This window comes from Xanthomonas euvesicatoria pv. euvesicatoria (genome assembly GCF_020880415.1).
Classification (GTDB): domain Bacteria; phylum Pseudomonadota; class Gammaproteobacteria; order Xanthomonadales; family Xanthomonadaceae; genus Xanthomonas; species Xanthomonas euvesicatoria.
Genome location: NZ_JAJIUJ010000105.1, coordinates 107,727 through 128,080, shown reverse-complemented (window position 1 = coordinate 128,080; position 20,354 = coordinate 107,727). Strand labels below are relative to the sequence as shown.

The following is a 20,354-nucleotide window of genomic DNA, read 5'->3' as shown; positions in this document are numbered from 1 at the left end:
GCCCTGCGCACGGCAGAACACCTATGCATCTGCTCCTCGTCGAAGACGACACCATGCTGGCCAGCGCCATCTGCGAGGGTGTGCGTCAGCAGTCATGGACCATCGATCATGTCGGTCATGCCAATGCCGCCAAGACGGTGCTGGTGGACCACCGCTACAGTGCGGTATTGCTGGATATCGGCCTGCCGGGCGAGTCCGGGCTGAGCGTGATCCGTTTCATGCGCAGCCACTACGATGCCACCCCGGTGATCGCGCTGACCGCGCGTGGCCAGCTCACCGACCGCATCCGCGGCCTGGATGCCGGCGCCGACGATTATCTAGTCAAGCCGTTTCAGTTCGACGAGCTGATGGCACGGCTGCGCGCGGTCACCCGGCGCAGCCAGGGCCGCGTGGTGCCCCTGCTCAGCCACGGCGACGTCTGCATGGATCCGGGCAGCCGCAAGGTCACCAAGGACGGTAAATGGGTGGCGCTGAGCGCACACGAATATCGCCTGCTGCTGGCGTTGATGGAACGTGCCGGACGCGTGGTCACCAAGGATCAGCTGGAAGAAGGCGTCTATGGCGGCCCGTCCGAAGGCGGCAGCAACATGATCGCGGTGTATGTGCACCAGTTGCGGCGCAAGCTGGGCGATGCGCTGATCTCCACCGTCTACGGCCAGGGCTACATGGTCGGAAAGACCCCGGAATGAAGTCGCTGCAGGCACGCATGCTGGCGGCGCTGGCCGCGATCGTTCTGCTGAGCTGGTCCACCTCTCTATGGATCCTGGTCGCACTGGTCACCCAGGGTCATCACAGCGTGTTCGAGCAGGAACTCAACCTTCTCGGCGATCGACTGATCGCCACCTTGCCCGACGCGCTCCAGCACCGCTTCGATACGCAGACAGAGACGCCCGGCGCGGCAGCCACGTCGACCCCGATCGGCAACCCATCCTCGCGCATGAGCGTCAAGCAGACCCTGATTGCCGTGGTGCTCAACACCGTGCAATTGGGCATCCTGGGGCTATTGATGTGGTGGGCCGTGCGGACCTCGCTGCGGCCGCTACGCGCCCTGTCCGGCGCCATCGCGCAACGTACCGGCCTGGATACCGAGCCGGTGCCGCTGGCACAGGCGCCCGACGAAGTCCGCCCGTTGATCGCCTCGTTCAACACCTTGCTGGCGCGGGTGGAACAAGCCGTCCAGGCCGAGCGCGATTTCGTCGCCGATGCCGCGCACGAACTGCGCACCCCGCTCTCGGCACTGCATGCCTACGCCGAGGTCGCATTGCGCGCGTCCACACCGGAGGCCAAGGACGCCGCGCTGGGCCAACTGCTGGAAACCGCGCGGCGCAGCAACCGGCTGGCCGAACAATTGCTGGATCTGGCGCGACTGGATGCCGGCATCAGTTCAGCCGCCTATCATCAAGTCGAAATGGGCGAGCTGATCTCGCATGTGCTGGACGAATTCAGCGTGCAGGCCGACGCACGCCAGCTGCAGTTACAGGTTGAGGCATCGCCCTGCCTGCTGCGTTGCGATGTGGATGCAGTGGGCATTCTGATCCGCAACCTGGTCGACAACGCCATCCGCTATGGCCGCCTGCATGGCAAGGTGGAAGTGAGCTGCGGCTATTGTGTGCGCGCTGACGTACTGCACCCGTTCCTGCAGGTCAGCGATGACGGCCCCGGCGTGCCCGAAAGCGCGCAGGCTTCTATTTTCGAGCGGTTTTATCGCGTGCCCGGCAGCGCGGTACAGGGCAGTGGCATCGGATTGTCGCTGGTCGCCGGCATTGCGCGCCTGCACGGAGCAACGATCGAAGCCGGCGACGGCAACGATGGACGCGGCCTCTGCGTGCGCGTGGTGTTTGCCGGCAACCGCCCTGCCGGCGCGACCTGAAGCCGCCTGCGCTGCAGCGCGAGAGCACTACGATATGCGGCCAACCAAACGACGGCGCAACCACAGGCTGGCGCGGCGAGTGCGCGGTGCGCGATGGACCAGCAGGGGTACGTGAAATGCGCGACTGCGCACGCACACACCCAGCGCCCAGCGCGCAGCGCGAGACGGCCCATCTGACGCGTACATCGCGGCTCCCGAGCGCCGTCCACACCACCTGCTCGCTACATTTTGGTGGTCGCTCTAATGCCGACACCATTGCGTGCTGCAAAGAAATGTCGCGCTTTCGCCAAGCGGTGCGTTCGTCGCGTTGATCCAATAAGTTCCCAAAATCGCTTGCCTACAGTGCACTCACCGCACGCATCAAGGATGCCTGGTGATGCCTCATTCGATCCGTTTCACGCAACACTTCCCCACCGCGCCGTCGCTGCCGGTCGGGCAGTGCGCTGCCAACGACCCCGTCGCTGCGCATCCGCTGCCACGGCCTCTCGCGCCGGAATTTCGCTGCGGCTCTGCCGGCACGCGCAACCGCGACATCTGGTGCGCGTTGCCGGATATCCGCAGCGCGCGCGCTGCCCGCCGCCTGCAGCACCTGGCCAGGCGCGGCGTGTTGTTCACTGCCGCAACGGCCGTTCTGGCCTTGGCCGCTGCCAGCGTTCTACTGCACTGAACATCAGGTCACGCCAGCGCGCTGGAACTGCGCCCACTCGCCTTCTTCCACCAGGTAGTTCTCCATGTCGACTTCTTGCTTCGTTCGATACTGCGCACTCGCCGTCGTCAGCGTCAGCCTGATCGGCTGCGCCAGCACCCGCCCCACGCCCTATCGCCAACTGCCATCTTCGAGCTACCTGCGCCCCCACGATGGCAGCCGCGGCGGCCGCATGCCGTACGCGTATCACGGCCAGGTCGATTGGTCGCGGTATCGCACCGCATTGGTCGAGCCGGTGAGCATTTACCGCGGCGCGGACGCGCAATTCGAAGGGGTACCCGAGCAGGACAAACGCATGCTCGCCGATCTCATGCAACGCGAGTTCGGCGACGCGATTGGCCAGCGCTGGCAGCCCACCACCGCCATCGGGCCCGACACCTTGCGTGTGCGGCTCACCTTGACCGGCGCCAAACCCAGCAAGCGGGTGCTCGGCACCTTCATGAAGGTCGATATCGGAGGCGGCGCCTACAATGCCGTGCAGGCCGCGCGTGGCAAGGAGGGCGCATTCTCCGGCTCGGTCAGCTATGCGGTGGAAATCTTCGACGCGTCAAGCGATCGCCTGCTGGCGGCCTATGTCGAAAAGCAGTACCCCAACGCAATGAACATCAAGGCCAGCCTTGGTGCTTATGACGCGGCCAAGGCAGGGATCGGCCTGGGTGCGCAACAGTTGGTCGATGGCATGCGCTAGGCCCTGCTCCTTTTATTGCATGCGCGATGCCTGTGCGTATCGGAGTGCACGCACGCGATACGTTCGGGCAATCCTCCCGCGCAGTGCAGGGTCATCAGGGTGTTGGCTGCAGGCGGGGAGCGCTGGCCAAAGCCGCTGCAACAAAAACGCCGACGCTATGGAACAGCGCCGGCGTCTTCACCATTGCACAGGGTCAGTGACACCTATCGCGTGCGTTGCACGCCTTCCAGGCTACCTGGCGACCCGCACATCGCACCCTGCGCCGCAGCGTGACAACCTCAGCGCGTGACGCGCTTTGCCGCTTTCTTGCCCACTGCCTTGCGCGCGGCGGTGGTCTTTGCCACGGCACGCGTGGCCGGGGTCTTGGTCACCTTGGCGGCTTTCCTCAGCGCGGTCTTGGTCACGGCCTTCTTGAGCGGGGCTTTCTTCACTGCGGCCTGCCTGGTCGCGGTTTGCTTGGCGACCGGCGCCTTCTTCGCTGCAGGCTTGAGCAACGTCTTCGTCGCTGCCGCCGGCTTGGCCACTGCCTTCTTCGCTGCCTTCTTCGCCGCCGTGCGTGCGTTCACCGTTGCGACGGCGGTCTTGCGTGCGGCGCTCTTGGCAGCCGTCTTGGCACTCAATGCGGCCGCTTCGGCCTTGGCATTGGCCTTGGCGGTTTCCAGCTTGCGCCTGGTAGTGGCCTTGGTGTCGGTAATCTTCTTCCTGGCCGCGGCACTGGTGCTGCTCAACTTCTGCTTGGCGGCCTGCGTGGTCGAGGTCAACGTTTGCTTGGCCGCGTCCTTGGTGGCGGTGAGCTTCTGCTTGGCGGCTTCCGTGGTGGCGACCAGCTTGTCCTTGGCAGCGTCCTTGGTGGCCGCCAGCGAGCGTTTGGTCTTGGCCACGCTGCGTTTCACTGCGGTGGCCGCAGTGCCGGCGTTCTTGGCCACCTTCTTTTCGACCTTGACCACCGCCTTGCGCGCTTTGGCCACCTGCGTCTTGACCTCTTCCACCGCCGTGCCTGCGGCCTCCTGCACGCTGGCGACCGCCTCGCTGGCGGTGCTGGCGATGGTCTCGGTCAATTCGGTGGCGGTGCTTTTTACGCTATCGACGGCGTCGGACAGGGTTGCCGTTACGCCATTGCCGTTGCTCATAGACCCTCCTTAAGGGCGTCAGTGCGGGAAACTCAGGCGATGCGCGACCGCACGCAACATGCTGAACAGGCATCGGATCAAGCGGACGCTACGCCCGGCCCGTCGGGCTGTCAACGCAATCAGGGCAAGGGATGTGCGGCACTTTCACCGGCAGTTAAATTGCGCGCAGGCACTCTCGTTCAGCTTGATTTACGCAGTCAGACGCCCTATTCCTCATCCACCGCGTAACCCGGAATCCGTTCCATGCGACCGCTGCCTACCCTGCTGACTCTTTCGCTGGCCGCTGCCTTCGGCGGATTTGCCGCCACCGGCATCAACGCCTGGCTGGACAATCGCGCCGAAGCCACGCCCCCCAGCAACGCCGCCTTTACCCTGCCAACGGCCGCCGCATTGCCGGCTGCGGTGGCCGGCCAGCCAGTGCCATCGCTGGCGCCGATGCTGCAGCAGGCCATGCCCGCGGTGGTGAGCGTGAACACCAAACAGGTGGTGCGCGTCCGCAATCCGTTCTTCAATGACCCGATCCTGCGCCGGCTGTTTCCGCAGGTGCCGCAGGACCGCATCAACGAATCGCTGGGTTCGGGCGTGATCATCGATGCGCAAAAAGGGTACGTACTGACCAATCACCACGTCATCGAAAACGCCGACGACGTGCAGGTGACGCTCGGCGACGGACGCACGGTCAAGGCCGAGTTCATCGGCTCCGATGCCGATACCGATATTGCGCTGATCCGCATCAAGGCCGACAACCTCACCGATATCAAACTGGCCGACAGCAACGCGCTACGCGTGGGCGATTTCGTGGTGGCCATCGGCAACCCGTTCGGCTTCACCCAGACCGTCACCTCCGGCATCGTCTCGGCGGTAGGGCGTAGCGGAATTCGCGGCTTGGGCTATCAGAACTTCATCCAGACCGACGCCTCGATCAACCCCGGCAACTCGGGCGGCGCGCTGGTCAACCTGCAAGGCCAGTTGGTGGGCATCAATACCGCCAGCTTCAATCCACAGGGCAGCATGGCCGGCAATATCGGCCTTGGGCTGGCGATTCCGTCCAACCTGGCGCGCAATGTCGTCGAGCAATTGGTGACCAAGGGCGTGGTGGTGCGCGGCACGCTCGGCCTGGAAACCCAGAACCTCACCCAGCAAATGTTGCAGGGCCTTGGCGTGGATTCATTGCGCGGCGCCTTGGTGACACGGGTGTTGCCGGGCTCCGCAGCGGCGGCGGCAGGCGTGCAACCGGGCGATGTCGTGGTAGCGGCCAACGACCAGCGCGTGGACAGCGCCGAGGCGCTCCACAATTACGAAGGCCTGCAGGCGGTTGGCAGTGCGGTGACCCTGGACATCCGTCGCGATGGCAAGCCGCTCAAGCTCAAGGCCACGCTGAAAGAGCAGGACCGCGCCGTCACCGGCGACATGCTGGACCCGCGCCTGACCGGCGCGACCTTCGTCGATCTCCCCGAATCGCTGCGTCAGTCAGGCATCACCGGGGTGATGGTGAGCGAGGTCAAACGCGGCGGTCGCGCTGCCGCCAACGGCCTGGTCGCTGGCGATGTGATCGTGGCCAGCAGCGTGGGCGAGTTCGCCGACCTTGCCAGCTGGCGGGCCAATTTCCAGCGTAAACCGCAGCAGCTTGTCGTGCGCATCCTGCGTGGCAACGCGCAGTACGACGCGCTGATGCGTTGACGCGATGTGTACCGGGCGTTGCTTCCACTAACGCCTCCTACACCCCCCCGATGCTATTGCTACCGCTCGACCGCACGTGAGTGGCGGCTGCCATCAATGACCGAAGGAGATATCGCATGAGCCCCACCAATACCGATCAGCTGAAGGAAAACCTGAGCGAAGCCGGCACCCACCTGAAGTCGGCAGCGAGCGCCGCTGGCGAAGCGGTCAGGGGCGCCACCAGCGCCGCTGGCGATGAGCTCAAGCTCGGTCGCGCCAACGTCAAGGCCGAGCTGTCCGACACCGCGCTGGCCGGCATGGCCGCTGCCGAGTTCGGCGGTGCCGCTGCCAAGGAGCAGATGGATGTCCTGGTTGCCAAGGGCAACGATCTGCTGGAAAGCGCCACCGATCTGATTCGCGAGCGTCCGCTGGCTGCCTTCGGCGTTGCCTTCGCCGCTGGCTGGGTCATCGCCAAGCTGGCACGCAGCAACGACAACTAAGTCGTGAGCGATCAGGCCTCTCCCGCTGCCGGAACCGACGCGCCAGACGCAAGCGCGCAGACGCCAGGACTGGACGAAAGCGTACGTGCGGTCGGCGCAGCCGGCCGTGCAGCGCTGGGCTCGGCCAAGGACACCAGCCGCGCCTTGCGCCGGCTGGTGTCGGCCGATCTGCAACTGGCACGCAGCGCATTCGGGCGTGGCCTGGCCTGGGCCTGCGTAGCCGTGGTGTTCGGTGCCTCGTCGTGGTTGCTGCTGGCCGGTGCCATCATCGCCCTGCTGCAACGTGCCGGGCTGTCGTGGTTCCAGGCGATGTTTTTCACTGCGTTGGCGAGTCTGTTGGTGACCGGCATCGCGGCATGGCGCGTGTTTTTCTACTTCGACCACACCGGCATGAATGCAACGCGCCGTCAGCTCATCAAGCTGGGAATTTTCGATGACCCGAGCAAGGACGATGATGCGGCAACCTCTGCCAGTGGAGCACGCCCATGAAGTTTGGAACCTTGCGTCAACGCGTCGAACGCGCCGAGTTTCTGGTCGAAGGACGCGCGCAAGAAACGCGTCTGCACTGGAGCGAACTCCGCCAGACCTGGCGTGCCGGGTGGTCGCCACTGCGGATCGTAACGGTGGGCTTCGGGCTCGGCTTCGTTACCGGCCGCAACGAACCGCAAGCGGCATTGGGCAGCATCGCCAGCAAGCTTGGCGGTATTCCCAAGCTTCTGCAGATGATCAGTACCATCTCTGCGTTGTTCACTGCACACCGTGCGCAGGAGGCTTCCGAGCAGGCCGAACGTGCGGCAGACAATGCCGAGGAAGTTGCAGCCGACCCGCCGGTGACCGTGGTGCAGGTCCCGGCCGACCGCGCCGCCTGAGCGCGGACGGTATTCACGGCGGCTAGGGCTTTGCCAGGCCGCCGTCGACAGCAGCGGATTGCCTGTGCAAGGCATCAACATACCAGTGCCGCTTTGAAGAGGTGCCACCGCCACATGGTCATGTTTGGTCCTGGCGCTGCGTTCTGATCCCGGCGCTGCATGCAGTCCGCGCGTAGTGCGCTTGGTAAATGCTTGAAAGACCGCTGCACGACGGGCCCGCAATGCTGGCATCCGCGCTGTCTATTTCCGCTGGATAACTGCTCGCTGCGAAGGCTGACGGATATCAGCGCTGAAATGCGGGAATCGTGCGACGAATGGTCCTTTCCTCGCCCAGAGCGCTGACGCCTGACCACCAATTCCGCACGGCATGCGTGCTGTCGCAGTCAGTAGCATGCGGCAGGATCCTGCGGTCACTGGCAATCCCACTTCGACAACCGACTCTACGCCCCGCGACCTGCACAGGGGCGCTGCTGCCGAGTTCGCCAGACTAGCGTTGGTTCGCTGACATCCTGCCCACAGGCTCTGTGCGCGCCGTTGACGCATTGCGCCGATAATGGCGCACCGCTGGCAGCACGCCAGTCTGCTGCCAGGGCGCGCATGTCTCTTCCCGTCGACTCACCGGATGCCGTCACCGCGGCAGATTCGCTTCCGCCCGCACCGGCGCCCCGCCCGCGCGCGCCGGCCTCGCTGGTGGTGCTGGCCACGCTCGCTGTTGGTTACACCCTCTGGGCAGCGCAGACGATCATCCTGCCGATCATGCTGGCCGCGTTTTTCGCGCTGATCGGCAACCCCATCCTGCGGGGTCTGCGCAAGCTGTACATCCCGCGGTTTCTCGGCGCCTTGCTCATCCTGTGCCTAGGCCTGGCCGGCACCGTCACGTTGGCCACGCAATTGGCCGGCCCTGCCGACGAATGGGTGCAACAGGCACCACGGCAGATGCGCCAGATTGCGCGCGATGTGCGCGATCTCACCAAGCCGGTGATGCAAGCCAACCAGGCAGCGGAAAACTTTGCACGCGCGGCCGGTGGCGAAGGCCAGCGCGGCGTGCAGATCGTTCGCACGCAGATGGACGACCCTTACAAGGCGCTGGTCCGCACGCCCAAGCTGGCGGCTTCGGTGCTGGCGGTGGTGCTGCTGACGTTCTTCTTCATGGTGTATGGCGAAAGCCTGCAACGGCATGCGATCGCCTTGCTACCGAACCGGCAGCAGCAACGGTTCACCACCGAGATCATGCTGGACATCGAGCGCGAGGTCTCGCGCTACGTGCTCACCATCAGCGTGATCAACACCCTGGTCGGGCTGGTATTTGCCGGCATTTTGTCTGTGCTGCAGATTCCGCTGCCCGAAGCGATCCTGTGGGGAACGGTGGTCGCATTGCTGAATTTCGCACCGTATGTCGGCCCGTTGATCGGCGTGATGCTGATGCTGCTGATGGGTTTTGTGGAATTTCGCACCACCTTGTCCTCGCTGCTGCCGGCGATCCTGTACCTGGCCCTGCACACGATCGAAGGCCAGGTGGTGACGCCGATCGTGCTGGGCCGACGCATGGCGATCTCGCCGCTGATGCTGATCCTGGCGCTGATGCTGTTCGGCTGGCTGTGGGGCATGGTCGGCCTGCTGCTGGCGGTGCCGTTGCTGGTCTGCATCAAGATGGTGCTGAGCCGGGTGGACGGGATGCAGCGCTGGGCGCGGTTGCTTGAGTAGCCGCGAATGGGGAATCGGGAGTTGGGAATCGCAAGCGCAGAGGCGGTGCTCTGCCCATTCTCGATTCCCGACTCTCCATTCCCGGCATTACAATCGTGCGATGAGCTTCCACATCCGCGCCATCACCCTCGACCTCGACGATACGTTGTGGCCCTTTGCGCCGATCGGGGCGCGGATCGATCAGGTGCTGTACGACTGGATGCGCGAGCACAGCCCGGTGACTGCCGAGCGCTTTCCGGTGGAGGCGATGCGCCAGTTGCGTGAGCGCAGCTTTGCCGACAACCCGCACCTGCATCACGACCTCAGCGCGCTGCGCCGATTGACGTTGGAAATGGCGTTGCGCGAGAGCGGCGGCGATCTGGCGTTGCTGGAGCCGGCCTACGAGGTGTTCTATGCGGCGCGTAACCAGGTGGAATGCTACCCGGATGCGCTCGACGCGCTGGCGCGCATTGCCGCCCATGTGCCGGTGGCCGCGCTCAGCAACGGCAATGCCGATTTGCAGCGCATCGGGCTGATGCACCACTTTGCGTTTCAACTGGGCTCGCGCGAACACGGCAGCGCAAAGCCCGACCCGAGCATCTTCCTGGCCGCCTGTGCCCGGCTCGAGGTGCCGCCTTCGGAAGTGCTGCATGTGGGTGACCACGTGCGCATGGACGTGCTGGGCGCGCTGGATGCCGGCCTGCGCGCCTGCTGGATCAATCGCGAGGGCGCGGTGTGGTCGCATCCCACCCAGCAGCCGGATCTGGAATTCGACAGCATGACCGGGCTGGCCGATTGGCTGGACGCGCAGCAGCCGCATCCAGGCCCGATGAACGCCGGCATCACCCTTCCCGCCTGAGCCACTCTGCGCGGCGCACGGCGCTGCACTCGAGGATTTCCATGTCGCACCTCACCGGTTTCACCGATCCCCATGCCGCAGCCTTGCCGCTGTATGTGCTCGACCGCGAGAACTTTACGCGCTGGTGCGCGGAGCAGCCCACCGGTGTGCTGTCGTGGGCGCAGGCACAGCGTTTCGATGCCGCGCCGGGCAGCGTGCTGTTGTTGCCGGGCGACAACGGGCTGGCCGGCGCGGTCCTGGGGATCGGTGACCGGGCCGATGCCTACGCCTACGCGCATGCGCCGATGGCCCTACCGCCGGCCAGCCGCTGGACGCTGGCCAACCCGCTGAGCGATGCCGAGCAGGCATTGCTGCATCTGGGCTGGGGATTGGGCACTTATCGCTTTTCACGTTATCGCAAGGTGCCGCGCGCGCCGGCCGAACTGGCTGCAACGCCCTCGGCACATACGCATGCACTGATCGAGGCGTGCCTGCGCGTGCGCGACTGGGTCAACACGCCCACCGAAGACATGGGCCCGCAGCATCTGGAAGAGGCCACACGCACGCTGGGACAGGCGCATGGCGCACAAGTCGATGCGATCGTCGGCGACGCGTTGCTGGCGCAGAACTTCCCCACCATCCATGCCGTGGGGCGCGCCTCGCATCGCGCGCCGCGACTGATCCAGTTGCAGTGGGGTGACACGGCGCATCCGCATCTGGTGCTGGTCGGCAAAGGTGTGTGCTTTGACACCGGCGGGCTGGATCTGAAGCCGGCCGATGGCATGCGCAACATGAAAAAGGACATGGGCGGCGCGGCGCATGCGTTGGCGCTGGCCGGTCTGGTAATGGCGCAGCAGTTGCCGGTGCGGCTGACGCTGCTGATTGCGGCAGTGGAGAACGCGGTGGGCCCGGATGCATTCCGCCCTGGTGAAGTGATCACCACCCGCGCCGGCGTGACGGTGGAAGTGGACAACACCGATGCCGAAGGCCGCCTGGTGCTGTGCGATGCGCTGAGCTATGCCACCGAGCAGCACCCGGATCTGATCCTGGATTTCGCCACGCTTACCGGCGCGGCACGCATCGCGCTGGGCCCGGACCTGCCGGCGCTCTTTGCCAACGACGATGCGCTGGCGCAGGCCTGGATCAGTGCCGGCGAACAGACCCGCGACCCGGTGTGGCGCATGCCGCTATGGCGCCCATACCTGCGTTATCTCAACAGCCATGTAGCCGACATGGCCAACGCCGGCTCGCGCATGGCCGGCGCCGTCACCGCCGCGCTGTATCTGGAACGCTTCGTGGCACCCGGCCGGCCGTGGGCGCATCTGGACGTCTACGCCTGGAATGACAGCGACCGCCCCGGCCGCCCCGCCGGCGGCGAAGCGCTGGCACTGCGCTCGGCGTTCGCCATGCTGCAACAACGCTACGGCGGCTGAGCGCGGGCAGCGCTGCAATCAGGCTGAGGCCAGCACAACGCTTGCGCTGCGCTGGTCAGCCCTGGCGACGCAACAACGGCGCGATCGTGCGCATGCGTGTCTGCGTCGCGGGGCCGACCAGCGCGAATGCGGTGTCGCCTTCGGCCCAGTACTGCGCCAACAGCCGGCCATCGCGGCGCTCGCCGGTCGGCATCGGGCCGCTGCGTGGACGCAGATACAGGCCAATGCGTGCGCCGTCGGCATCGCTGTAGACCAGCATCGCGGCCGCGCCTTCCGGTGTGGACAGCAATTGCCCACCGCGCAACGTATACCCCTGCGCACGCAGATCCGGCACCGCGCCTGCGTTGCCGAAATGCGTGCGCAACCACGGTTCCAACTCGGCGCGGCGCTGCACGTCCAACCCAACGCCCCGATGCGCGTCGGCATCGGCGAACAGGCGGTAGGCGGCCACTGCATCGGCCATCGGCACGCGTTGGCTGGCGATCCGGCTCGCATGCAGCTGCCAGCCCAGCCCGGTACCCAGGCCAAGTGCCAGCACGCAACTGGCGGCCACGGCAAACGCGGCACGACGGCGCTGTTGCAAGCCACGGCGAATCGCCGCAGGCGTGAAGGCTACGGCGCCAGTCTCCGCCATCAGGCCGGCGTGTGCGGCACGCAGCGCTTCGGCATCGCGCTTCCAGGCCGCCACGCGCGCGGCCTGAGCGGGATGTGCCTGCAGCCAGGCTGCCACTGCTGCATGTTGCTCCGGCGTCAGGCGGCCATCGACGTAGGCGTGCAGCGCGTGTTCGTCGGGCGGTATGGTGGTCATTTCAGGATCCTCAATGCAGGTGCGTGATTCACCTGGCCTTCGTTCACGGCACGCAGGCGTTCGCGCGCACGCGACAGGCGCGACATCACGGTGCCGATCGGGATGCCGAGGGTATCGGCCACTTCGCGATAACTGAAACCGTCCACGCTGACCAAGAGCAACAACGCGCGTTGTTCGGCCGGCAATGATGCAAGGCTGGCCAGCATGGCACGGCCGTCGTGCACCTGCTCAGCGGACGCGGATTGGCTGGGCTGCTGCGGCGCGAACAGGCCCACGACCCGCTGCCAGCGCGCGGCACGCCGCTGCCCATCCAGAAACTGCCGGTACAGGATGGCGAACAGCCAGGGCTGCAGGGCTTCGGCGGTATGCCGGGTGTGCCACCGCCGCAGCGCGCGCTCCAGTGTGGCTTGCACCAGATCGTCGGCGCTGGCGGGCTCGCCGCTCAGCGAGCGCGCAAAGCGGCGCAGCGCCGGCAGCACGGCGCGCAGTTGGTCATCGTCCAGAGCATCCATTGGCGGGCGTGGTGGTGGCATCACACGGTAGACGCACTGGAGCGTGGATTATTCCCGCGATCGGTGCGTGCCACCGTCGTTGGTGGACGAGGGAATAACGCGGCTCGCATGTCGTCTCACTCGTATCAACCACTCACAGTATCGACCACCGGAGCCAGCCATGACGTTGCCACCTCCCTCGCCCCCGCGCGCGCGCCGCCCCGTGCTGCCATTGTTGGGGATTGCCGCCATTGCCGGCGGCGTTGCGCTTGCGTTTGCCTGGACGGCCGGCTGGATCGGTGGCGACCGGCTCACTGCCGCGCGCATGACCGACACCATCGAATCCAGCGGGCCGCCGCATCCGGGCTTTCGCCGCGCGCATACCAAAGGGGTGTGCGTGAGCGGGCAATTCCAGTCCAGCGGCAAGGCCACCTGGCTGTCGTCGGCACGCATCTTCAGCCAGCCCAGCACGCCGGTGCTGGGGCGCATGTCGATCGGCGGCGGCGACCCGCACGGGCCGGACGGGCAGGCGCGCGTACGCAGCATGGCGCTGCTGTTGCGCAGCGACGATGGGCAGGAATGGCGCACGGCGATGAACAGCTTCCCGTTCTTCGTGGTCGCCACGCCGGCCGGCTTTCAGGCGCTCAACGTGGCCTCCAAGCCAGACCCGGCCACCGGCAAGCCGGACCCCGAAAAACTGGCGGCGTTCGGCAAGCAGTATCCGGAAGCGGCCAAGTTCCAGCAGTGGGCCAAGACTGCGCCGTGGTCGGACAGCTGGGCCAATACGCAATACAACGGCGTCAATGCGTTCCGCGCGATTGCCGCCGACGGACGCGAACGCTACATCCGCTGGTCGATGCGCCCGCATACGCCATTCAAGGAACTGAGCGCCGCGCAACGCAAGCAGGCCGATGGCGATTTTCTCGCCACCGACCTGGACGCGCGGCTGGCGCACGGGCCGCTGCGTTGGGACATGGTGCTGACCATCGCCGAGCCCGGCGATGCGGTGGACGACCCGTCGCAACCGTGGCCGGAACGCCGCAAGCAGATCGTGGCCGGCACGCTCTCGATCGAGCGTGCGCAGCCGCAGGCCACCGGCCCGTGTCGCGATCTCAATTACGACCCGTTGATTTTGCCCAAGGGCCTTGCCGCATCGAATGACCCGATTCTGGCAGCGCGCTCGTCGGTGTATTCGCAATCGTTCAACCGCCGCGAGCGCGAGATCGCCAACGGCACGGGCAGCGCCGCCACCGGCCAGGGAGCACGCCAATGAGCCGCCGTACCCACTTCAATCTGCCAGCGCGCGTGCTGCACTGGCTGATGGCCGCGATGATCCTGACCATGCTGTTCGTCGGCGTGGGCATGGTGGCCTCGGTGACGCAGCGGCCGTGGTTGATCGATCTACATCGCCCGCTGGGCATCGCGATTCTGATCCTGGCGGTGCTGCGCCTGATCAACCGCTTGCGCCATCGCCCGCCGCCGCTGCCGGCCGATCTGCCGGCATGGCAAAGGGCTGCCGCGATTGCCTCGCATTGGCTGCTGTATGCATTGATGCTGGGCATGCCGTTGATCGGCTGGGCGATGCTGTCGGCCGGCGCCTACCCGATCGTGCTGTGGCCAGGCGCGAACCTGCCGGCGATCGCACCGCACGATCCTGCACTGTATGCCTGGCTGCGCAGCGCGCATGGCTGGCTGGCGTATCTGTTATTTGCCACCGTGCTGGGGCATCTGAGCGCGGCGTTGTTTCACGCCTGGGTACGCCGCGACGGGGTGTTTTCCAGCATGGCGCGTGGAGAGCAGTCTGCGCGGTGATGGGGTCGCAGTTGATGGTGGGCTGACGCGGCTTGGCAGATGATCGGCACACAGTGGCAGCACGCAGTTCCTTCTCCCTGGGACATCGTCTGCCCTTCATGGGGAAGGAGGTGCCCCGCAGGGGCGGACGAGGATGCGGGCGCAGCCGATTGAAGTAGGCCCACGCGGCTGGCCTCGCCCGTCGCCTTACCCACCCCTCTCCCGCCTGGGAGAAGGGCTGGTGCCTAACGCTGGCGTTTTGTTCTGGCCGCTGGCGCAGATGATTCGATGCCCTTGCCGGTGGCCGCCCAATAGATCCCACCGTACAAGTGTTCCAGATAGCGTGGGTCGTTGTAGGCTTCGGCCAGATGGCCCAGCGCAGTGGCGAAGATGCGGCCACCTTCGAAGTGGTGGTACCACGCCACCGGGTGCTGCTGGCCCATGCCCTTGGCGACCTGCCCTGGCCAGATCAAGGTGGGGTCATAACTGCGTTCGTCGACGGTGAGTAGCGTGACCAAGTCGTCGCTGTAGGGCGGATCGTATTCGTACCATTCGTCGCTCCATACCCAGCGCTTGGGCAGGCCGGCAGTGGCCGGGAAATTGGCGTCGGCCACATCCACCATCGCCGTTTGCATGTACGGATGGGTGCGGAACGAGCGGCCGATCATGTGGTCGTACCACTCCCATTCACCGCGCTTGATCGCAAAGGCCTTGTGCACCGCGACCACGCCGCCGCCGTTACGCACGTATTTTTGGAAGTTGGCCCGCTGCGCTGGGTCGAGATCGGTGGCCGGCGTATTGAGCAACACGATGGCCGCGTATTGCGACAGGTCGCCATCGAACGCCTTGGCATTCCACGCCCACACCATCTGGACATAATGCTTGCGCGCCATCGCTTCGAATTGCGGCTTGGCCACGGGGATATAGTCGTGGTGATACTGGTTGGGAATGGCAGCCACCAATATCTTGAATTGCTCGGCGGACGCGTTGAAGGCGCATATCCACAGCAGGCCCGAAAGCCACAGAGATTTCATGCATCGCTCGCCGTGTTTTTCGATGCTGTGCAGTGTACCTGGGTGCAAATCGCATGCCTTCGCACGCGTTTGGAATAGCTGCAGATTGGCGGATGAAGCAACCGATGCACCGTCGTCGATGGCGGCTTTGTGGTGCGCTCGCGTCGATTAGGCGCGGCGCACCTGCATGCAATCCCGCACCCCGAAAACGTCAGCTTCCCGCGCACGCAAACCATCGACTGGCTGCACTACAACCAGCCCTTCTGCCGCGCCAGGCGGTAGGCTTCGATGCGATTGGCCACGCCCAGTTTGCCGATGCATTCGGACAGGTAATTGCGCACCGTGCCGTGCGAGAGCTGCAACTGCTGGGCGATCTCGCTGGCGGAGCGGCCTTCGCCGGCCAGCCGCAGCACAGTCCGTTCGCGTTCGCTCAAGGGGTCTGCTTCCACCCACGCATCGAGGGCCAGCTGCGGGTCGATCACCCGCCCGCCGCGGTGCACCTGCCGCAACGCATCGACCAGCTGTTCGGCCGGCGCATCCTTGAGCAGATACCCGGCCACGCCGGCATCCAGGGCACGGCGCAAAAATCCCGGACGCGCGAACGTGGTGACGATCATGACCCGTACCGGCAACGCCTGGCGCTGGATCCGCTGCGCCAGTTCCAGCCCGGTCAGGCCAGGCATCTCGATATCGGTGACCAGCACGTCCGGCTGCAGGCGCTGCAGTTCGCGCCACGCGCTTTCGCCATCGCCGGCGCTGCCGACCACCGCAATATCGTCCTCCAGTCCGAGCAAGGCCACCAGCGCGCCACGCAGCAAGGCTTGGTCTTCCGCCAACAACACCCGGATCATCGGTCGCGCTCGCATGCATGCAACGGTTGCGCACGATAACAGCGCCGACGCATGCCGTGCACTTGGCAGCGCAACCACGGCGCGTTAGAGCGGCTGCGGCATCACCGGCGGCGTTGCGGGGACAACCGCAGGCCGCGGCAACGGCACACTGGCGCGCAATCGCATGCCGCGCGGCAAGGCCTGCACATCCAGCGCGCCACCCAGGCCGTGCAGGCGTGCGCGCATGCCGTCCAGGCCGTTGCCCGGCACGATCACGCCGCCGCGGCCGTCGTCGGTGATCTCCAGCACGGCCTGATCGCCGTGCGCGCGCAGTTGCACACGCACGCGTCTTGCCTGCGCGTGGCGCTGCACATTGGTGGCCGCCTCGCGCACCACCAGCGCAAGCGCGGTTTCGTGCTCGGGCGGCAAGGCCAGCGGCTCCAGCTGTTGCTCCAGCGCAATGCCGTCCAGGTCCAGCAGCACCCGCGCCGATGCCAGTTCGGCAACCAGGCCGGCAGCACGGATGCCGGTGACCGCGCGTCGTACCTGCGCCAACGCCTCGCGCGAGACCTGCGCCACCGCGTCGATCTCGTTGCGTGCGGCCTGCGGGTCGCGCTCGATCAGGCGCGCAGCCAGATCGGATTTGAGCGCCACCAGCGACAAGGTATGGCCAAGCAGATCGTGCAGGTCGCGGCCGATGCGCTCGCGTTCGGCAGTGGCCGCCAGACGACGAACTTCGTCCTGCGACAAGCGCAGCAACGCGTCCTTGCGTTCGTTGATGCTGTACACCGCGCCCACGGCGGCCATGCCCAGCACCGTCACCGGCATCCACACCAGCGCCTGCATGCTCAACCCGAGCCAGTGCGCCCAGCTCAGGTACAACGCATTCATCAGCAGCAACATCGCAAAGTGCCGCCACAACCCAGGCCGCGTGGAGGGACGCAAGCTCAGGCAGGCAAAGATGAAGTAGCTGATGCCCGACGAATACACCGGCAACAAGGCGGCACTCATCACCGCCATCGCCCAGGCGTAGCGATACAAGGTGCCGCGTGGCGCCAGCAACATGCGTGCGTACAGCAGCAGGAAAACCGGATACGAGAGCAGCGTGCACAACAGCCAGGTCCTGTCGTAGCCCCGCGCAGAAAACACCGGCACCACGAATACCCAGGCCGACCACAGCAGGTGCACGCTGTCCATCCACGGCGATTGGCCCTGCGCCAGCCGCGCGGCAACCTGCGAACTGGCGGCGGGGCGAAGCCATGCGGGAAACCGGGGGCGCATCAGCGAAGGTCCGTGTGGATGAGCGGATTCTGCCACTGCCGGGCCCGCCTGCGTGCGGCTGCGTGCAGGACGATACGGGTGAGCGGCCTCATGCATGCTCCCGGTGCTTGCTGCGATGCGATCGCCCACCGGGGTTGCGATTGGCCTGCGCAAGCGCAAGCCAGATACGTGCAGTCTGCAAATGCAAAGGAAAGCATGCCGTTAGCGGATTGCCGGAGGAGCCGCCAGCATGGCCTGCCGCAGCGCTGGTGCACCAGTTGCCGGTGTCATGGTGTGCAGATGACAGCTGTCACTGGTGAGCGCGCCGCGCTGACTGCATGCTGCGCACCATCTGGCGGTGGCATCGGCGCATCGACCGTTCGTCGCCGCACCGCAGTTGGTGACTTCCGGCAGCTTGCGGCATCGCCTGTAGACCGTCACATTTCGCGCAGCCTTCCGTCCTGGTCATCGATGAACACTTCCGCCGATCTGCTCAAGCAACTCCGCATCGACCGCCAGCGCCCTGCCACGCCGCCGCCCGCCCGCCGTACCGGCTGGATCCTCGCCGCAGTGATCCTCGTCATCGTGCTGGCCGCCGCCGCGTGGTGGTTCACGCGCCGCCCGGTGGTGCAGGTGCAGACCGCGCCGGTGGTGGCGATCAGCGCCGGCAGCAGCAGCGCATCGGTGCTGGACGCCTCCGGCTATGTGGTGGCACGACGCATGGCCACGGTGTCGGCGCAAGTCACCGGCAAGGTGCGCGAGGTGATGATCGAAGAAGGCATGCGCGTCGAACAGGGCCAGGTGATGGCCACACTCGACCCGCTCGATGCCGATGCGCAGCGCAGCTTGTCGGCCTCGCAGTTGTCGGCCGCACGCAGCCAGGTCGACAACATGCAGGCGCAACTGGCGGTAGCCAACGCCGATGCCACGCGCCTGCAGTCGTTGGTGGGTGCGCAGCTGGTGTCGCGCTCGCAATACGACCAGGCCATTGCGCAGCGCGATGCCTTGCGCGCCCAGCTGCAGAACGCGCAGCGCAATGTGCAGGTCGCTTCCGACCAACTGGCCATTGCCGGTATCCGCTCTGACTTCAACGTGGTGCGCGCGCCGTTTGCCGGCGTGGTGACCGCCAAGGCAGCGCAGCCGGGCGAAATCGTCTCGCCGTTGTCGGCCGGCGGCGGATTCACCCGTACCGGTATCGGCACCATCGTGGACATGGAATCGCTGGAAATCGAGGTGGAAGTGGGCGAGTCCTACATCGGCCGCGTGCAACCCAAGATGCCGGTGGAAGCGGTGCTCAACGCCTACCCGGAATGGAAGATTCCAGGCGAGGTCATCGCCATCATCCCCACCGCCGACCGCGGCAAGGCCACGGTGAAAGTGCGCGTGGCGCTCAAGGTCAAGGACCCGCGCATCGTGCCGGAGATGGGTGTCCGGGTCAGCTTTCTGGAGCAGGCCAAACCGCAGCAAGCAGCCAAGCCGCAGGGCGTGCGCGTCCCGGCCGCCGCACTGGTGGAGCGCGACACGCGCACGGTCGCGTTCGTGGTCGGCGAGCACAACACCGTCAGCGCGCATGCCGTCACCACTGGCATGGTGATGGGCGAAGACAGGCAGGTGCTCTCCGGCCTGGCCGCAGGCGACAGCGTGGTACTCAATCCGCCGCAAACCTTGAACGATGGCGACAAGGTGACCGAAGCAGCGCCGGACGCTGCCGAGTAACGCACAACCAACACAGCGCAGGCGGTCACCACTCAGGGGAATACGGAAAGCGCGTTGATGGAAACGGCAACGACGCAGGCGCCTGCATCGCGCTGCGAGGGAACGCCGGTGAAATCCAGTAACGCGGTATCGGCTGTGCTTGCGTATCTGCAGTTGCGATGTTCGTCAATATCTCAACCGTTGTCGTCGCAGGCACGTTTCAGGCATCGGCAGCGTGCGCCGCACAGGTGTCGCCACAGCAGTCGATGCCTTGCCTGCACTCGCCCCATCGCTTCATCGCATTTCAGTTCCTCGTGTTACTGCAGTGCCGCACCACATCCGCAGTCGCTCTGCGCACTGCTGTCACCTCTTCCATCGCACCGCCAGGAGTTGCCATGTCCGCTCTCGTCAGTTTGCGCAACATCACCAAGACCTACCAACGCGGCCCCGAGCAGGTGCAGGTGCTGCACGGCATCGATCTGGAGATCGCCAGCGGCGACTTCGTGGCATTGATGGGCCCCTCCGGATCGGGCAAGACTACCTTGCTCAATCTGATCGGCGGGCTGGACAACCCCAGCGGTGGCGAGATCGAGATCGAAGGCGAGCGCATCGACCGCATGAGCGGCGGCCAGCTGGCGACCTGGCGCAGCCACCACGTCGGCTTCGTATTCCAGTTCTACAACCTGATGCCGATGCTCACCGCGCAAAAGAATGTGGAGCTGCCATTGCTGCTCACCTCGCTCAATGCCGCCCAACGCAAGCGCAATGCCGAGATCGCATTGACCCTGGTCGGCCTGCAGGAGCGTCGCAACCACAAGCCCAGCGAATTGTCCGGCGGCCAGCAGCAACGCGTGGCGATTGCGCGCGCAATTGTCTCCGACCCTACTTTCCTGATCTGCGACGAGCCCACCGGCGATCTGGACCGCCACAACGCCGAAGAAATCCTGCGCCTGCTGCAGGAACTCAATCGCGAACATGGCAAGACCATCGTGATGGTCACCCACGACCCCAAGGCTGCCGAATACGCCACCCACACCATCCATCTGGACAAGGGCGAGCTGGCCGATGCGCCGCTTGCACTGTAAGGGAG

The 20,354-nt window shown here is 65.8% G+C and carries 21 protein-coding genes; 15 read left to right on the top strand and 6 right to left on the bottom strand.

The window, feature by feature from the left end; genetic code table 11:
- Positions 1–23 precede the first annotated feature (23 nt).
- From LN450_RS18025 to LN450_RS18010, 4 genes are all read left to right on the top strand, one after another.
- A complete protein-coding gene (locus tag LN450_RS18025; protein ID WP_008574802.1) occupies positions 24–689 on the top strand; it encodes a response regulator transcription factor in 666 nt (221 codons plus the stop codon).
- A complete protein-coding gene (locus LN450_RS18020) occupies positions 686–1,870 on the top strand; it encodes an ATP-binding protein (protein ID WP_011348887.1) in 1,185 nt (394 codons plus the stop codon). Before LN450_RS18025 ends, LN450_RS18020 begins: the two co-directional genes overlap by 4 nt.
- Positions 1,871–2,246: 376 nt before the next feature.
- Positions 2,247–2,537, top strand: coding sequence for a hypothetical protein (locus LN450_RS18015; RefSeq protein WP_008574798.1), 291 nt, complete (start codon positions 2,247–2,249; stop codon positions 2,535–2,537).
- Positions 2,538–2,601: 64 nt separating this feature from the next.
- Positions 2,602–3,264 (top strand): DUF3313 domain-containing protein, encoded by a 663-nt coding sequence (locus LN450_RS18010; RefSeq protein WP_011348889.1) that lies wholly within the window; start codon positions 2,602–2,604, stop codon positions 3,262–3,264.
- Between the two features lie 278 nt (positions 3,265–3,542).
- Here the strand turns inward: LN450_RS18010 and LN450_RS18005 are convergent, their stop codons facing one another.
- Positions 3,543–4,394, bottom strand: coding sequence for a histidine biosynthesis protein HisIE (locus LN450_RS18005; RefSeq protein WP_011348891.1), 852 nt, complete (start codon positions 4,392–4,394; stop codon positions 3,543–3,545).
- A 243-nt stretch (positions 4,395–4,637) separates the two neighbouring features.
- Here LN450_RS18005 and LN450_RS18000 point away from each other — a divergent pair, with 243 nt between their 5' ends.
- The 7 genes from LN450_RS18000 (at position 4,638) to LN450_RS17970 (ending at position 11,376) form a co-directional block, all read left to right on the top strand.
- The gene (locus tag LN450_RS18000; protein ID WP_005914355.1) at positions 4,638–6,074 is read left to right on the top strand and encodes a Do family serine endopeptidase; all 1,437 of its coding nucleotides are present in this window, start codon (positions 4,638–4,640) and stop codon (positions 6,072–6,074) included.
- Between the two features lie 116 nt (positions 6,075–6,190).
- On the top strand, positions 6,191–6,553 hold the full coding sequence (locus LN450_RS17995; protein WP_008574792.1) for a hypothetical protein: 363 nt from the start codon (positions 6,191–6,193) through the stop codon (positions 6,551–6,553).
- A 3-nt stretch (positions 6,554–6,556) separates the two neighbouring features.
- Positions 6,557–7,042: a phage holin family protein gene (locus LN450_RS17990; RefSeq protein WP_008574791.1), complete on the top strand. Its 486-nt coding sequence runs from the start codon at positions 6,557–6,559 to the stop codon at positions 7,040–7,042.
- Positions 7,039–7,422, top strand: a complete 384-nt coding sequence (locus tag LN450_RS17985; protein WP_011348892.1) for a hypothetical protein — start codon at positions 7,039–7,041, stop codon at positions 7,420–7,422. The genes LN450_RS17990 and LN450_RS17985 overlap by 4 nt, the downstream gene beginning before the upstream one ends.
- Positions 7,423–8,019: 597 nt before the next feature.
- Positions 8,020–9,126, top strand: coding sequence for an AI-2E family transporter (locus LN450_RS17980; RefSeq protein ID WP_011348893.1), 1,107 nt, complete (start codon positions 8,020–8,022; stop codon positions 9,124–9,126).
- A 100-nt stretch (positions 9,127–9,226) separates the two neighbouring features.
- Positions 9,227–9,964, top strand: a complete 738-nt coding sequence (locus tag LN450_RS17975; RefSeq protein WP_008574788.1) for an HAD family hydrolase — start codon at positions 9,227–9,229, stop codon at positions 9,962–9,964.
- A 41-nt stretch (positions 9,965–10,005) separates the two neighbouring features.
- The gene (locus tag LN450_RS17970; RefSeq protein ID WP_011348894.1) at positions 10,006–11,376 is read left to right on the top strand and encodes a leucyl aminopeptidase family protein; all 1,371 of its coding nucleotides are present in this window, start codon (positions 10,006–10,008) and stop codon (positions 11,374–11,376) included.
- Between the two features lie 55 nt (positions 11,377–11,431).
- On the opposite strand, the gene LN450_RS17965 is transcribed toward LN450_RS17970, so the two are convergent.
- Positions 11,432–12,184, bottom strand: a complete 753-nt coding sequence (locus tag LN450_RS17965; protein ID WP_011348895.1) for an anti-sigma factor family protein — start codon at positions 12,182–12,184, stop codon at positions 11,432–11,434.
- Complete coding sequence (locus tag LN450_RS17960) at positions 12,181–12,696, bottom strand: RNA polymerase sigma factor (RefSeq protein WP_008574784.1); 516 nt, start codon at positions 12,694–12,696, stop codon at positions 12,181–12,183. Before LN450_RS17960 ends, LN450_RS17965 begins: the two co-directional genes overlap by 4 nt.
- Before the next feature lie 160 nt (positions 12,697–12,856).
- Between LN450_RS17960 and LN450_RS17955 the strand changes: the two genes are divergently transcribed.
- Both LN450_RS17955 and LN450_RS17950 read left to right on the top strand, forming a co-directional pair.
- Entirely contained in the window at positions 12,857–13,948 is a 1,092-nt protein-coding gene (locus LN450_RS17955; RefSeq protein ID WP_011348897.1) for a catalase family peroxidase, read from the top strand.
- The gene (locus tag LN450_RS17950) at positions 13,945–14,487 is read left to right on the top strand and encodes a cytochrome b (RefSeq protein ID WP_011348898.1); all 543 of its coding nucleotides are present in this window, start codon (positions 13,945–13,947) and stop codon (positions 14,485–14,487) included. Before LN450_RS17955 ends, LN450_RS17950 begins: the two co-directional genes overlap by 4 nt.
- Before the next feature lie 224 nt (positions 14,488–14,711).
- Here the strand turns inward: LN450_RS17950 and LN450_RS17945 are convergent, their stop codons facing one another.
- The 3 genes from LN450_RS17945 to LN450_RS17935 form a co-directional block, all read right to left on the bottom strand.
- Positions 14,712–15,500, bottom strand: coding sequence for a ThuA domain-containing protein (locus tag LN450_RS17945; RefSeq protein ID WP_011348899.1), 789 nt, complete (start codon positions 15,498–15,500; stop codon positions 14,712–14,714).
- Positions 15,501–15,727: 227 nt separating this feature from the next.
- On the bottom strand, positions 15,728–16,330 hold the full coding sequence (locus tag LN450_RS17940) for a response regulator transcription factor (RefSeq protein WP_008574779.1): 603 nt from the start codon (positions 16,328–16,330) through the stop codon (positions 15,728–15,730).
- A gap of 84 nt (positions 16,331–16,414) precedes the next feature.
- On the bottom strand, positions 16,415–17,590 hold the full coding sequence (locus tag LN450_RS17935) for a sensor histidine kinase (RefSeq protein WP_039418377.1): 1,176 nt from the start codon (positions 17,588–17,590) through the stop codon (positions 16,415–16,417).
- Between the two features lie 450 nt (positions 17,591–18,040).
- Here LN450_RS17935 and LN450_RS17930 point away from each other — a divergent pair, with 450 nt between their 5' ends.
- Together LN450_RS17930 and LN450_RS17925 are read left to right on the top strand one after the other, a co-directional pair.
- Positions 18,041–19,285, top strand: a complete 1,245-nt coding sequence (locus LN450_RS17930; protein WP_011348902.1) for an efflux RND transporter periplasmic adaptor subunit — start codon at positions 18,041–18,043, stop codon at positions 19,283–19,285.
- A gap of 374 nt (positions 19,286–19,659) precedes the next feature.
- Positions 19,660–20,349 carry an ABC transporter ATP-binding protein gene (locus LN450_RS17925; RefSeq protein WP_005914341.1) on the top strand — a complete coding sequence of 230 codons (690 nt, stop codon included), beginning with the start codon at positions 19,660–19,662 and terminating at the stop codon, positions 20,347–20,349.
- Positions 20,350–20,354: the final 5 nt, after the last annotated feature.